This is a genomic window from Deinococcus metalli (assembly GCF_014201805.1).
In the GTDB taxonomy this organism is placed as follows: Bacteria; Deinococcota; Deinococci; order Deinococcales; family Deinococcaceae; genus Deinococcus; species Deinococcus metalli.
Map to the genome: position 1 here is coordinate 506,501 of NZ_JACHFK010000001.1, position 14,956 is coordinate 521,456.

The window sequence follows — 14,956 nt, forward strand, 5'->3', positions numbered from 1 at the left end:
GAGCGTAGACCTGCTGGCCACAGGCGGGCGTGACTGGGGCGGGAACAGCCGGGCACGCAATGAACGAAAACCCGTCCCCGGAGAGGGAGCGGGCCATTCGCCGGCACGGCTCAGTTCAGGACGCCGGTGCCGAATTCGAAGCGGTGGCCGTCGTAATCGACGTTTAGGGTGCTGGAGTCCGGGACGTGGCCCTGCAGGATCTCGCGCGCCAGCGGCGTCTCGATCTCGCGGGAGATGGCGCGCTTGAGGGGCCGGGCACCGAAGGCGGGATCGTAGCCGATCTCGGCCAGGCGGGCCTTGGCCGCGTCGCTGAGGTGCAGCGTCACGCGGCGCTCGGCCAGGCGCTTGCGCAGGCTGCCCAGCTGGATCTCCACGATGCGCGTCAGGTCGGCGGCGGTCAGCGCGTCGAACACGATGATGTCGTCCACACGGTTCAGGAATTCCGGGCGAAAGTGACCCTGGAGTTCGCCCAGCACGGCGTCGCGAATCTCGTCCGGATCGTCGCCGCGGTGCTGCATCTCCAGGATCAGCGGCGAGCCGATGTTGCTGGTCAGGATGATCAGTGTGTTGCGGAAGTCCACGGTGCGGCCCTGTCCGTCCGTCAGGCGGCCGTCGTCCAGCACCTGCAATAGCACGTTGAACACGTCCGGGTGGGCCTTCTCGATCTCGTCAAGCAGCAGCACGGAATACGGGCGGCGGCGCACGGCCTCGGTCAGCTGGCCGCCTTCCTCGTAGCCCACGTACCCGGGAGGAGCCCCGATCAGGCGGGCCACGGTGTGCTTCTCCATGTACTCGCTCATGTCCAGCCGGACCATGGCGTCCTGCGAGTCGAACAGGAACTCCGCGAGCGCCTTGGCCAGCTCGGTCTTGCCGACTCCGGTCGGCCCCAGGAACATGAAGGAGCCCAGCGGCCGGTTCGGGTCGTTCAGCCCGGCACGCGCACGGCGGATGGCGTCGGACACGCTCACGATGGCGCGGTCCTGCCCGATCACGCGGCCATGCAGGCCCTCTTCCAGGCGCAGCAGCTTCTCGCGTTCGCCTTCCATCAGCTTGCTGACGGGAATGCCGGTCCAGCGGCTCACCACCGCGGCCACGTCCTCCTCGGTTACCTGGGTGTGGGCGAACTCCGCGCCCTTGAGCTTGGCGGTCAGGTCACTGACCTCCTTCTCCAGCGCCGGCAGCTTGCCGTATTCCAGCTCGGCGGCGCGTTGCAGATCGTAGTCGCGTTTGGCCTTCTCGATATCGGTGCGCATCTGATCGAGTGCGTCACGCTTGGCCTTCAGCGCGTGCACCTCACCCTGCTCGGCCTGCCAGCGCGAGCGCACGTCGCCCAGCTCATCCGAGACCTTCTTCAGGGCGTCCTCGAGGTCGTTCAGTCGCGCCAGCGAGTCCTGATCCTTCTCGCGCTTCAGGGCCTCGCGCTCGATCTCGAGCTGGAGCTTGCGGCGCTGCAGCTGATCCACGCGCTCGGGGCTGGATTCCAGCACCATGCGCAGCCGCGCGGCGGACTCGTCGATCAGGTCGATGGCCTTGTCCGGCAACTGGCGGTCCGTGATGTAGCGGTTCGAGAGCTGCGCGGCGGCCACCAGCGCCGGGTCCGTGATCTCGACGTTGTGGTGCACCTGGTAGCGGTCCTTGATGCCGCGCAGGATGCTGATGGTGTCCTCCACGCTGGGTTCGTCCACAAACACGGGCTGGAAGCGGCGTTCCAGCGCCGAGTCCTTCTCGATCTCGCGGTACTCGTCCAGGGTGGTCGCGCCGATCAGGTGCAGTTCGCCGCGCGCCAGGGCAGGCTTGAGCATGTTCCCGGCGTCCGGGCTGCCCTCGGTCTTGCCGGCGCCCACGATGGTGTGCAGCTCGTCCACGAACAGGATGATCTCGCCGGCCGAGGCGAGCACGTCGTCGATCACGCCCTTGAGGCGTTCCTCGAACTCGCCGCGGTACTTCGCGCCGGCGAGCAGCGAGCCCATCTCCAGCGACACGATGCGCTTGTCCTTCAGGCCCTCCGGCACATCGCCGCTCACGATCCGGCTGGCGAGGCCCTCGGCGATGGCAGTCTTGCCCACGCCGGGTTCGCCGATCAGCACCGGGTTGTTCTTGGTGCGCCTCAGGAGGATCTGCATGGCGCGGCGGATTTCCTCGTCGCGGCCGATCACGGGGTCGAACTTGCCGTCCCGCGCGCGCTGGGTGAGGTCCGTGCCGTATTTGTTCAGCGCGTCGAACTGGCCTTCAGCGGATTTGTTCTTCACGGTCTTTCCTTTGCGCCCGTCCGTCATGGCGCGGTTCAGGTCGCTCTCGCTGGGCAGCCCCTTGCCCCGGTACTCGCCGCGCAGGGCGAGCAGCAGCGTATCGGCGGCCACGAAGGCGTCCCCCAACTGCCCCGCCAGGGTGTCGGCCTTCTGGAAGGCGCGGCTCAGGGCCGGGTCGAGGTACAGCTGATCCGCGCCGCCCTGCACGCGCGGCAGTCGGGCGAGTTCGGCGTCCAGTGCGCTACGGGCAGCGTTCAGGTCGCCCCCGGCCGCGGTGATGGCGCGCGAGGCGGTGTCGTTGTCGAGCAGGGTACGCAGGACGTGGTCGACGGTCAGATTCTGTTGGCCGCTGGCCTGCGCGAGCTGCTGGGCAGCGGCGACAGCCTGGGCGCTGGCTTCAGTGAAGCGTTCAGGATTCAAGGTGGGCCTCCGGGGTGGGGAAGAGGACGGACGTACAACTGCCCCTATTCTGAAACTTGAGTGTGGTCATGTCAAGTTTATTGCGGGTTAAGGCGCGTAGGGCTGGTCACAGACGCTGACGCCAGACGGAGTGATATCCCGTACAGCATTGCTGCTGTCCAGGAGGGCGACGGTGACCGCCGAGTGCTCTCTGACGGCTGCTCTGTTCGCTCACGCGCAGATCACCGTGACGGTCAGCAGGCACATTTCTTTGTAGCCTCAAACCAGCGCGAGACAGCCTCAGCGCCCACCGGGGAAGAACGAGGCTGACACCCGGTCCACATTGAACGGGCGGCTCCTCAGCGGTGCCATAACGAACCCTGTGTTTTCGTGGCCGGGCAGGCGCCCGACCAATGCCGCGCTCCAGGCTAAAATCTTCGAATTACACCGTGCTGGTGGAGGTCTCTGCGCCACACCGGGGCGGTAGCGCGCGCTCCAGTCAGCTCCTCGACGTCCTTATCTTTCTGGTTCGCTCTGACCTGCCAGAAGGAGGCGCTCAGCGGTTCAATTCCTCGCTGCTCAGGGCGCCGCCTACGAACTCGCCCATGCCCTCGGCGGTCACGGCGGCGTCACCGGAAGTGCCTGCCCCCTTCACCGGTCCTTCCCAGTACGCGACTCGTGTGGTCTTGCTGATGAGTTCCTGCTCGTCCCGCAGCGGCGCGAGCGTCAGGGACAGGCCGGGGGCCTGCACCGTCCACTCCAGCACGTAATCCCGGCCGGTCGGGCTGCGCCACACGCGGCCCGGCGTCATGGTCAGGCCCGGCACGGCGCGGGCCACGCCGTCTGCCCCCACGCGCGATCCGACCGTCTGCACGATCTGGCCCGCCGGGGTGCGCACCCGGTACAGCATCAGGTCCGAGCCGTCCGAGAGGTGCAGGCCGAACCAGTCCCACAGGGCCGCGCGGCCCGGCATCTGGTCACCCCACTGGTGGTCGAACCACACCGTGCCCTGCGCCGGCCGCGCCTCGGCGCCCACCTGCACGGTGCCAGTCGCCGCCAGCCGCGTGATGCTCTGGTAGTACAGGCGGCCCACCTCAGCCGTTCCGGAGTACCCCGGCGGATGCACCACCGGCGCCTTCTGCGGCGTCAGGGTCAGGTTCAGCGGGCCGGCCGTCAGGCGGTACGTGTTTCCGGATTGCACCAGCTTCCACGTGCCCTGCTCGATGTCCAGCGGCGGAAAGCCGAAGCGGGCCGACTGCGCGCCGTTCTCCTCGAAGTTCACGGTGTTGCCGCGCAGGTCCGTCACCGCCACGTGCGAGGCGTACAGCGGCAGGCCGCGGTAATTCACCTTGAACGCAGCCCAGTGGAACGCCAGCCCGGGCTCCGGCAACACCCCGGACACGTACCACCACTCGGTGCCGGAGTTGTTCGGCCCCAGCGCGTCGGCGGCGGGCATGCGGTCCGGGTCGAAGGCCAGCGGCGCGGGCATGCACGCGCTCAGGAGGACGCACAGCAGGGCAGGAGCGGGATGCAGGCGCATGCCCCACCGTACTCCCGCCGGGCGTGGCAGACCGTCTGAATGGCGACCGGGCCGCTCCCACGTGGGACGCGGCCCGGCCCGGGGCACGGCCTACTCCTCGCCGAGGTATGCCTTGCGGACGCTCTCGTCCTGCGCGATGTCCGACGCCCTGCCGGACAGGCGGATCTCGCCGGTCTGCATCACGTAGGCGCGGTGCGCGATCTGGAGGGCCATGTTCGCGTTCTGCTCGACCAGCAGCACTGTAGTGCCGTGCTCGCGGTTGAGCTTCTCCACGATGTCGAAGATCGCCTCGACGAACAGCGGCGACAGGCCCATGCTGGGCTCGTCCAGCAGCAGCAGCTTCGGCGCGACCATCAGTGCGCGGGCAATCGCCAGCATTTGCTGCTCGCCGCCGGACATCGTGCCGCCCAGCTGGTGCTCGCGCTCTTTCAGGCGCGGGAAGTACCCGAAGCCCTCCTGCACGCGGCTCTCCACCATCGCCCGGTCGGTCACGGTGTACGCGCCCACATCAAGGTTCTCGCGCACGGTCAGCTGCGGGAAGATCCGGCGGCCCTCCGGTACGTGCGAGATGCCCAGCTGCATGATGTCGTGCGCGGGAATCCCGGCGATGGTCTTGCCCTGATACGTCAGCGTGCCGCTGCGGGGCTTCATCATGCCGCTGATGGTGCGCAGCGTGGTGGTCTTGCCCGCGCCGTTCCCGCCGATCAGGGCCACGATCTCGCCCTCATTCACGGTCATGGAGATGCCCTTCAGGGCATGGATGTGCCCGTAGAAGGTGTTGATGTCGTTCAGGGCCAGCATCGGCGTGGCCGCCATAACGGACTCAGGCATTCGGGCGTTCCTCCTTGCCGTACTCGCCGGCCGCCGCGCCGCGGCCCAGGTACGCCTCCATCACGCGCGGATCGTTGCGGACCTGGTGCGGCAGGCCCTCGCTGATCTTGCTGCCGTAATCCAGCACCGTGATGTACTCCGACAGGGTCATCACCAGGCGCATGTCGTGCTCGATCAGGCACACCGTCACGCCCAGCTCGTCGCGGATGCGGCGGATCAGGGCCTTGAGGTCCTCGGTCTCGCGCGGGTTCATGCCGGCGGCCGGTTCGTCCAGCAGGATCAGTTTCGGCGTGGTCGCCAGCGCGCGGGCGATCTCCAGCTTGCGCTGGTCGCCGTACGGCAGGTTCGTGGCGAGTTCCTGGCGCCACTTGCCCAGGCCCACGAAGTCCAGCATGATCCGCGCCGCGTCGCGCGCTTCCTGCTCGGCCTCGCGGAACTTGCGGGTGCGTAGCACGGCGTCCACGAAGCCGCTGCGTAGCCGGGCGTGCCGGCCCACCATGATGTTCTCCTCGCTGGTCATGGTGGAGAACAGCCGGATGTTCTGGAACGTGCGGGCGATGCCGGCCTCGGTGACCTGGTCCGGGCGCAGGCCCACGAGTTCCCGCCCGGCCAGCCGGACCGCGCCGCTGGTCGGGGTGTAGATGCCGGTGATCATGTTGAAGAAGGTCGTCTTGCCCGCGCCGTTCGGCCCGATCACCGACACGATGGACGCCTGCGGAATCTGCATGGTCACGTCGTTCACGGCCGTCAGGCCGCCGAACTGCTTGGTGACGTGCTGCACGTCGAGAATGGATGCGGCCGTCACTTCGTTCCTCCGCTGCGCTCGCCCTCGGCGGCGGGCGCCAGTCCCGGGCTCAGCACCTCGACCGGCCCGGCGGTCAGTGCGCCGCCGCTGCCGTGCCCGGAGTCGTCTTCCTGGTTCTCGTCGTGGTGCAGCTCCAGGGTGCGCCGCCGGTTGGGCAGCAGCCCCTCGGGGCGCAGCAGCATCATGGCCACCAGGATGATCCCGAAGATCAGCCGCTGGAGCTGCCCCGGGTTCACCTGCTGCGGAATGCCGAGGTTCGCGGTCGCCTCGCCCAGGCCCGGCAGGATGCGAAGGTTCAGCAGGGTCACGACCGCCGCGCCCAGGATCACGCCGGGGAACGAACCCATGCCGCCCAGGATGACCATGCTCAGCACGCCGATGCTCTGGAAGAGGTTGAAGGACTCGGGCGAGATGAAGGTCTGCTTGGCCGCGAAGATCATGCCCATCACGCCGGCGAAGCTGGCGCCGGTGGCAAAGGCGATCAGCTTGGTCTGCACCAGCGGCACGCCCATCGCCTGCGCCGCGACCTCGTCGTCGCGGATGGCGATCCACGCCCGGCCGATGCGGCTGCGGTCGAGCCGCACGTTCACGGTCAGGATCACCGCGATTACGATCAGCACCAGGAAGTACAGGAACAGCAGGTAGAACTGGTCGTCACTGAAGCCCAGCGCGCCCGCGAGCTTGTCGAACCACGGCACCGAGGCGCTCTTGATCGGCGTGATGCCCTGCGACCCGGCGGTGTACAGCGACAGGTTGTTCGCCAGCACGCGGATGACTTCCCCCAGCCCCAGGGTGATGATTGCCAGGTAGTCGCCCTTCAGGCGCAGCACCGGCAGGCCGATCAATACGCCCACGATCGCGGCGGCCATGATGCTCAGCGCCAGGAACAGCCAGAAGAAGCCAGGATTGATGCCGTTGGCCAGCGCGCCGGCCTGCCCGGACATCAGCACGGCGATGGCGCGCACGGCCAGGACCAGGCCCGCGATCAGGCCGAAACTCGCCAGCCGGAAACTCCACGTGGTCGTGGGGGTCGGGGCGGTGCGCGCGGTCAGGCGGTTGATGTACAGCATGCTGGCCGCGGTCACGACCACCAGGAACAGCCCGATGGCCAGCGTCCCGGCGTTCGTCGCGCCCGGGTGCGAGCCGTAGTACTTCAGGACCTCCCCGAAGCGCGGACTGGCGAAGATGCCCCAGGTGTACGCGCCCACCGCGAAGAACGCCACGTACCCCAGGTCGAGCAGGCCCGCCAGGCCCACCACGATGTTCAGGCCCAGCGCCAGCGCCGCGAAGATCATGATCTGGATCGACAGGTCGAGCAGGCTGGTGTCCTCACGGCCGGCCAGCGGCAGCACGATCAGCAGGCTGCCCAGGCCGACCAGCGCCTTGGCCCACGGCGCGGCCCGCCACAGGTGCGCGAACAGCACGTTGGCGAGGAACAGGGACACCATCAGCGCTTCCACGATGGGGTTCTTCAGGAACGTGCCCAGCGGTCCCAGCGTGTCCAGCAGCGGGCCGTTGTGCGACACGAGCAGGATGCCGCTGGTCACCAAGAAGATCAGCACCAGCATGATCGTGCGCTCCGGTGCGGGCGCGGGCGGGGCCGGGCGGGTGGACGGCATGGCCGTCATACCTTCTCCACGTTGCTCTTGCCGAGCAGGCCCGTGGGTTTGAAGATCAGGATCAGTACCAGCACGATGAATGCCCCGATGCGCTGGTAACTCGCGTCGATGGCGCCCAGGTTCGCGCTGCCCAGCACGCTGCCGAGCACGTTCGTCACGCCGATCAGGTTCTGGATCACGCCCAGCGTCAGGCCGCCCAGCACCGCGCCGGGAATGGAGCCGATGCCGCCCAGCACGGCCGCCGTGAAGGCGATGATGCCGGGGTCGAAGCCCGAGTACGCGTTGACGGTGCCGAACTTCATGCCGAACAGCACGCCGCTGATGCCGCCCAGCGCCCCACCGATCGCGAAGGTCGCGGAGATCATGCGGTTGGCGTCGATGCCCATCAGGCCCGAGGTGACACGGTCCTGCGCCACGGCGCGGATCGCCGTGCCCAGCCGGGTGTGGTTCACGAGGTAGTTCAGGACGGCCAGGCTCAGCCCCGCGACGATCAGCAGGATCACGTCTTTCAGCTGCAGGTCGATGCCGACCGTCCGCAGCGCGTTCCCCAGCCCGGCGCAGGAACTCGCCGCCGCGCAGAACTTGGTCGTGAAGGCAGTCGGCAGCGTGTAGGTCAGGTCAAAGCGCCCCTGGAAGCCCTCGATCACGCGCAGGACGTCCTGGAGGATCAGCGACACGCCGATGGCGGTGATCAGCGGCACGAGTTTCGGCGCGTTGCGCAGCGGCCGGTACGCCAGGCGCTCGATCACCACGTTCAGGGCGCCGGACACGATCATGGCGGCCAGCAGCGCGATCAGCAGTTTCACGTAGCCGTCCAGGGCCACGTCCCGCAGTACGCGGAACACCTCGAAGCCCACCACCGCGCCGGTCACGAAGACCTCCGAGTGCGCGAAATTGATGAGCTGCAGCACGCCGTACACCATGGTGTAGCCCAGCGCGATGATGGCGTACACGGCGCCCAGCACCAGGCCGCCGACGATCACGTTCACCAGGAAGGGAAGCAGGGTGGCGAGATCCAATGAAGTCAACTCCTTTCAGGAACAGTCCGGAACGAACAGCGACAGAACCACGGTTCGGGGCGAAATGGCGGCCGGCGTTCACAGCGTGATGAACAACACTTACATATGCCGGCCGGAATTGGTAGGCCCACGCGGCCATCCACCACAGCACGGGGGCCGGGCGCGCTGCCCGGCCCCGTGCGAACCGCCCTGGCCTTACTGCTTGGCGGGCTTGACGTTGATCGAGGAGTCCAGCTTGTACTTGCCGCCGGTGATGTTCATGACGTACATCGTCGCGGCGCGGCGGTCACCCACCGAGTTGAAGCTCACGGCGCCCGACAGCAGGCCCGTGAAGTTGCCCTTGCGGATGGCCGATTCGACCTGCGTGCGGGTGGGGAGCTTGTTGCCGTTGCTGCGGATGGCGTTCAGCACGCCCTGCAGCACGACCTTCGCTGCGTCGTAGCCGAAGGCGCCGAAGCCCTGGGCCGTGTCGTTGAAGGTCTTCTGGTAGCTGGCGGCAAAGGTCTTCGCGGCGGGCAGCGCTTCGATGGGCGCGGCGACGGTCGTGAAGTAGATGTTGGTGGCGCCCGCACCGGCAATGGTGGCCAGCTCGCTGCTGTCCAGGCCGTCGCCGCCGATCACGGGAGTCGTGACGCCCGCTTCGCGCAGCTGCTTGATGAACACGCCGACCTGGTTGTAGATCCCGCCGAAGTAGATGGCGTCGGGGTTCTGCAGCTTGATCTTGGCGATGATGCTGGAGAAGTCACTCTTCTCCTCGGTGCCCTCGTTCGCGACGACGTTCACGCTCTTGGCCTTGAGGGCCTTCTCGACTTCGGCCGACAGGCCTTCGCCGTACGCGGTCTTGTCGTTCAGGACGTAGACCTTCTTGGCTTTGAGGGTCCCGGAGATGAAGTTCGCACCGGCGCCGCCCTGTGCGTCGTCACGCGCGACGATGCGGTTCATGTTGGGCAGGCCGCGGTCCGTGACCTGGTTGGCGGTGTTCGCGGGGCTGACCATGGCCACGTGGCTGGCCTGCAGCGCGGCGCTGGAGGGAATGGCCACGCCGGAGTTCAGCGTGCCGACCACGGCGAGGATCTGACGGTCCGCGGCGATCTTGCGGGCGGCGGCGGTGCCGGTGGCGGGGTCGGCCTGGTCGTCGTAGGGCACGAGTTGCAGGTCGAAGCCCAGCTTCTTGAACTGGGCCTTGTACTCGTTGACGGCCAGCTGGGTGCCGTTGCGGATCTGGGTGCCCAGGTCGCTCTGGCCGCCGGACAGCGGGCTCAGCGAGGCGATGCGGATGGTGGTCTGGGCGCCGGCCGTACCGAGGGCGAGCGCGGCCAGGACGCTGAGGCTCAGGGCAGTTTTCTTCATGGATCCTCCGGGTATGGGTGCAGCGCCAGCCGTCTGGGTAGCGTGCGGTGTGGTGATGGCGCAATTCTAGACGCGGTCTTGATTTGATGTCAATGCGCCGCTCATGAACGCATTGAAACGATCCGGCGCTCCCATCCTCAAGTTGCCGGATGTATTGCGCCGCAATGGTTTGCTGACGCAATTCTGGCGCTGTGGTCAAGTCCACTGTCGGGCGAGTGGGAACCATTCTGTACAGCTGACGCAAGCGAGACACTCACCGCGCGCCAGCATGCCCTCACCACGGGCCGTTCACACGAGGTCGAGATAGCGCTCCAGTTCCCACGCGTGTACGGTCGCGGAGTACTCCCTCCACTCGGCCATCTTTGCCTCCACGAAGTGATCGAGCACGTGCTCACCGAGCGCGCGGGCGATCACCTCGTCTTTCTGGAGTTCCTCGACTGCCTCGCGCAGGTCCGTGGGCAGCTCCTTGACGCGGTGGTGCCGTTTCTCGCGCACCGTCATGCGGAAGATGTTGCGCTGGATGGCCGGAGCCGGCTCCATGTCCTGCTCGATGCCGTCCAGACCGGCGGCCAGCATCACCGCCAGCGCCAGGTAGGGATTGCAGCTCGGATCGGGCATGCGGACCTCGGCCCGCGTGGAGTTGCCGCGTTTGGCCGGAATGCGGATCAGCGCCGAGCGGTTGCTGGTGCTCCACGCGATGTTCACCGGCGCCTCGAAGCCCGGCACCAGACGCTTGTAGCTGTTCACCAGCGGGTTGGTGATGGCCGTGATGCCCTGCGCGTGGTCCAGCAGCCCGGCGATAAACTGCCGCGCCGTGGTGGACAGCCCGTACTCGCCGGCCGGGTCGGTGAAGGCGTTCGCGCCGTCCCGGAACAGGCTGAGGTGGCAGTGCATGCCGCTGCCGTTCACCGAGGGCATCGGCTTGGGCAGGAAGCTCGCCAGCAGGCCGTATTCCAGCGCCACGCGCTTGACCACGAACTTGAAGGTGGCGATGCGGTCGGCCGTTTCCAGCGCCGGGGCGTAGCGGAAATCGATCTCGTGCTGACCGGGCGCGACCTCGTGGTGTGCGGCCTCGATCTCGAATCCCATCTCGACCAGCTTGTTGGTGATCTCGCGCCGGATGCGCTCACCCTTGTCGATGGGCGCGAGGTCGAAGTATCCGGCCTTGTCGTGCGTGACGGTGCTGCCCAGTCCGCCGGCCGTGCGCTCGAACAGGAAGAACTCGGGCTCGGTGCCGACGAACATCTCGAAGCCCAGGGCGCGTGCGCGCCCGATCTGCTGCTTGAGGACGTAGCGGGGATCGCCGGTAAACGGCGTGCCGTCCGGCAGCGACACGTCGCAGATCAGGCGGGCGACCCGGCCGCGCTCGCCTTCCTCGCGCGAGAACTGCGGGTAGATCAGGAAGGTGCTCAGGTCCGGGCGCAGCAGCATGTCGGATTCCTCGACCCGCGTGAAGCCCTCGACCGCGCTGCCGTCGAAGGTCACGTCGCCGCTCAGCGCCTTGGCGAACTGCGAGCGCGGCACCTCCACGTTCTTGGTGGTGCCCAGGATGTCGGTGAACTGGAGGCGCAGGAACTTGACCTCGCCCTCGTGCAGGGCGCGCAGCACCTCGTCGGACGTGGGGGGAGTGGTGGGCGGGCGGTGGGGACTCACGATGCGGATACCTCCGGGGCAGGACACGGCGCCGTTCGGGACGGCGGACAGAGAGCAGGACTGTGCCGATTATGGGGGAGGCGCCGGACGTCACGGGCCACCACCGACCTGTGGAGCGCCGCGTCCCGACTCCGGGCGTGAGCATGATGTGCCCTGCTTTCAGCGCAAAGTGAATGGTTCTGATGGACAATCTGCATGGTCTGCGCAGGCAAGGCGCCCAGCGTCTCCAGCCCCCGGCAGCTTGTGCAGGAGAATGCGTTGACCCTTCAGATGGGCCGCTCCTATACTCGCAAGCAGTGTCACGGTCCCGGCGGGCGGCGTGGAGTCAGGGATGCCCCGCGCCGCCCCCAGCCCCGGAACCTGAACGAGGGAGCCACATGAACCATGATTTCGACGTGATCTCTGCCGCCCGCAACTGGCGCACCGACGCCACGCCCAGCGCCAATCCGCATGACGTCGTGTCCGACGTGTATGCCAGCGACGTCCTGACCCTCGAACAGCTCAAGACCCGCCTGAGCAAGCCCGTGTACAAGAGCCTCCAGGCGACGCTGGAGCGCGGCGAGACGCTCGATCCCAGCATCGCGGACACGGTCGCGCTGGCCATGAAGACGTGGGCGATGGAGAAGGGTGCCACGCACTACACGCACTGGTTCCACCCGCTGACCGGCGCCACCGCCGAGAAGCACGACTCCTTCGTGTCCCCGAACGGCGACGGCCTCGCCATCGCGTCCTTCAGCGGCAAGGAACTGATCCAGGCCGAGCCGGACGCCAGCTCCTTCCCGTCCGGCGGCCTGCGCGCGACCTTCGAGGCCCGCGGCTACACGGCGTGGGACGCGAGCAGCCCGGCGTTCATCATGCGCCACGCCAACGGCGCGACCCTGTGCATCCCCACGGCCTTCGCGTCGTGGACCGGCGAGGCGCTGGACACCAAGACCCCGCTGCTGCGTTCGGTCGAGGCGCTGAACAAGGCCGTATCGCCCGCCCTGGCGCTGTTCGGGGCCAGCGAGGGCACCCGCGTGGGCAGCAGCCTGGGCGCCGAGCAGGAGTACTTCCTGATCGCCGAGGAGTACTTCTACCGCCGCCCCGACCTGGTCATGACCGGCCGCACGCTGTTCGGCGCGCAGCCCCCGCGCGGCCAGGAACTCGAGGACCACTACTTCGGGGCCATCCCGGACCGCGTGCTGAGCTTCATGACCGACGCCGAGACGCAGATGTACGCGCTGGGCATCCCGGTCAAGACGCGCCACAACGAGGTCGCGCCCGGCCAGTTCGAGATCGCGCCCATCTACGAGGACAGCAACGTCGCCGCCGACCACCAGCAGCTGATCATGCAGATCCTGCGCAACACCGCCCGCAAGTACGGCCTGGTCGCGCTGCTGCACGAGAAGCCCTTTGCCGGCGTGAACGGCAGCGGCAAGCACTGCAACTGGAGCATGGCCACCAACGCCGGCGAGAACCTGCTGGAGCCCGGCGACACCCCGCACGAGAACATGCAGTTCCTGTTCTTCTGCTCGGCCGTGATCAAGGCCGTGGACGACCATCAGGACCTGCTGCGCATCAGCGTGGCCAGCGCCAGCAACGACCACCGCCTGGGTGCCAACGAGGCGCCGCCCGCGATCCTCTCGATCTTCCTGGGCAGCGAGCTGAGTGAGATCTTCGACCGCCTGGAAAGCGGCCAGGGCGGGCGCGGCGCCGAGGCCGGCCTGCTGGGCCTGGGCACCAGCGTGCTGCCGCCGCTGCCCCGCCACGCCGGTGACCGCAACCGCACCAGCCCGTTCGCCTTCACCGGCAACAAGTTCGAGTTCCGTGCGGCTGGCAGCTCGCAGAGCATCTCCTTCCCGATCACCGTGCTGAACCTGATCGTCGCGGACGCTGTGACGCAGCTCACCGCCGACCTGAAGGCCAAGCTGGACGGCGGCGCCGACCTGAATTCGGCCGTGGCCGACCTCGTCAAGAGCACCTATGCCGCCCACAAGCGCATCGTGTTCAACGGCGACGGCTACTCCGACGCGTGGCACCAGGAAGCCGAGCACACCCGCGGCCTGCTGAACCTGCGCACGTCGCTGGACGCCATCGAGCACCTGACGGACGACAAGAACAAGGCCCTGTTCGAGAAGTTCGCCGTGCTGTCGGACCGTGAACTGGCCGCGCGCCAGGAAATCATGTACGACATCTACTTCAAGACGGTGAACATCGAGGGCGAGACCACCGAGTACATGGCCCGCACCATGATCCTGCCCGCCGCCGTGAAGTACCTGGGCGACCTGCACGCCGCCGGTGACGGCCGCGCGGTCAAGGGCGTGGCCGGCGAGGTCAGCTCGGCCGCCGACGAGCTGTACGACGCGGTGCAGACCCTCAGCGCCCAGAACGCGGCGCAGGGCGGCGAGGAAGTGCACGAGAAGGCGCACCACATGCGCGACCACGTGCTGCCCGCCATGCTGGACGTCCGCAAGGCCGCCGACAAGCTGGAGAAGGTCGTGGCCGAGCAGCACTGGCCGCTGCCCACGTACCGCCAGATGCTTTTCGTGAAGTAACCGGGCACGACTGCGACGGGCCGTCCAGCGCTGGGCGGCCCGTTCCCGTGGCCGGACAGCCGGGACTGCCCGTGACCGCCCAGGGCGCTCCTCCGGTACACTACAGAGCGTGCTGAACCTGCTGCGCAAACCCGCCGTCACGCCCGCCGACCTGGAGCGGGGACTGGCGGACCTGGGGCTCGACGGCACGCAGCATGTCATGGTCCACGCCAGCCTGAAGTCCTTCGGAACGCTGGAAGGCGGCGCCCGCGGCGCGGTAGACGCGCTGCTCGCCAGCACCGCCACGCTGGTCGCGCCGGCCTTCACGTACTCCACGCTGCTCACGCGTCCCACGTCGCTGTCCTCGGCGCGCTTCCACCGCGACATGAGGGTCAGCCGCGACATCGGCCGCGTGCCGCAGGAGATGGTCGAGCGGGCCGACGCCCTGCGCTCGGCGCACCCCACCCTGAGCTTCATCGCGCTGGGCGAGCGGGCCGCCGACATCACGGCCGCGCAGAGCCTCGACAGCCCGTACCGGCCCGTGGGCGCGCTGTACGACCTGGACGGCTACGCCCTGCTGATGGGCGTGGACCACGGCAGCAACACGTCCATCCACTACGGCGAGCACCTGGCAGGCATGCCGCTGCTGACGCGCTACGTGCACACGCCGCAGGGCGTGCTGCCGACCGCGTTTCCGAACTGCTCGGCGGATTTCGAGAACCTCGCCCCGGAACTCGAGGGCCAGTACCGATCGGTGAGGGTCGGGTCGTCTGACCTGCACCTGTACCCGGTGCGCGCGCTGGTGGACACCACCGTGGCGTTCCTGACCCGCCACCCCGAAGGACTGCTGTGCACGTACCGCGGCTGCCGCTGCCAGGAGGTGCGCGGCATGGTGCGCCAGCGCGGGCTCACGCCCCGCCCGCACGCCGGACTGTAGGGCGGAGCGGCAGAGAGCGGGCGGAGGGAGCCGACCTGGCC

At 68.0% G+C, this 14,956-nt stretch carries 10 protein-coding genes; 2 read left to right on the top strand and 8 right to left on the bottom strand.

All coding sequences use genetic code 11. The annotated features are described in order from the left end of the window. Window positions 1-110: 110 nt before the first annotated feature. The 8 genes from clpB to glnA all read right to left on the bottom strand — a co-directional run bounded on the left by clpB (window position 111) and on the right by glnA (window position 11,465). Complete coding sequence (clpB, locus tag HNQ07_RS02505; RefSeq protein WP_184109309.1) at window positions 111-2,669, bottom strand: ATP-dependent chaperone ClpB; 2,559 nt, start codon at window positions 2,667-2,669, stop codon at window positions 111-113. A gap of 535 nt (window positions 2,670-3,204) precedes the next feature. Beyond that, window positions 3,205-4,188 carry a lipocalin-like domain-containing protein gene (locus HNQ07_RS02510; RefSeq protein ID WP_184109310.1) on the bottom strand — a complete coding sequence of 328 codons (984 nt, stop codon included), beginning with the start codon at window positions 4,186-4,188 and terminating at the stop codon, window positions 3,205-3,207. A 90-nt stretch (window positions 4,189-4,278) separates the two neighbouring features. Further along, the gene (locus HNQ07_RS02515; protein WP_229831778.1) at window positions 4,279-5,019 is read right to left on the bottom strand and encodes an ABC transporter ATP-binding protein; all 741 of its coding nucleotides are present in this window, start codon (window positions 5,017-5,019) and stop codon (window positions 4,279-4,281) included. Continuing rightward, entirely contained in the window at window positions 5,012-5,824 is an 813-nt protein-coding gene (locus tag HNQ07_RS02520) for an ABC transporter ATP-binding protein (protein WP_229831777.1), read from the bottom strand. The genes HNQ07_RS02515 and HNQ07_RS02520 overlap by 8 nt, the downstream gene beginning before the upstream one ends. Continuing rightward, a complete protein-coding gene (locus tag HNQ07_RS02525) occupies window positions 5,821-7,452 on the bottom strand; it encodes a branched-chain amino acid ABC transporter permease (RefSeq protein WP_184109311.1) in 1,632 nt (543 codons plus the stop codon). The genes HNQ07_RS02520 and HNQ07_RS02525 overlap by 4 nt, the downstream gene beginning before the upstream one ends. After that, window positions 7,449-8,462 (bottom strand): branched-chain amino acid ABC transporter permease, encoded by a 1,014-nt coding sequence (locus tag HNQ07_RS02530; RefSeq protein ID WP_184109312.1) that lies wholly within the window; start codon window positions 8,460-8,462, stop codon window positions 7,449-7,451. The genes HNQ07_RS02525 and HNQ07_RS02530 overlap by 4 nt, the downstream gene beginning before the upstream one ends. A gap of 195 nt (window positions 8,463-8,657) precedes the next feature. Continuing rightward, window positions 8,658-9,812, bottom strand: coding sequence for a branched-chain amino acid ABC transporter substrate-binding protein (locus HNQ07_RS02535; RefSeq protein ID WP_184109313.1), 1,155 nt, complete (start codon window positions 9,810-9,812; stop codon window positions 8,658-8,660). 288 nt (window positions 9,813-10,100) lie between these two features. After that, on the bottom strand, window positions 10,101-11,465 hold the full coding sequence (gene glnA, locus HNQ07_RS02540) for a type I glutamate--ammonia ligase (protein WP_373297933.1): 1,365 nt from the start codon (window positions 11,463-11,465) through the stop codon (window positions 10,101-10,103). A 377-nt stretch (window positions 11,466-11,842) separates the two neighbouring features. Between glnA and HNQ07_RS02545 the strand changes: the two genes are divergently transcribed. Together HNQ07_RS02545 and HNQ07_RS02550 are read left to right on the top strand one after the other, a co-directional pair. Next, entirely contained in the window at window positions 11,843-13,999 is a 2,157-nt protein-coding gene (locus tag HNQ07_RS02545; protein WP_184109314.1) for a glutamine synthetase III family protein, read from the top strand. A 109-nt stretch (window positions 14,000-14,108) separates the two neighbouring features. Beyond that, window positions 14,109-14,915, top strand: coding sequence for an AAC(3) family N-acetyltransferase (locus tag HNQ07_RS02550; protein ID WP_184109315.1), 807 nt, complete (start codon window positions 14,109-14,111; stop codon window positions 14,913-14,915). Window positions 14,916-14,956 lie beyond the last annotated feature (41 nt).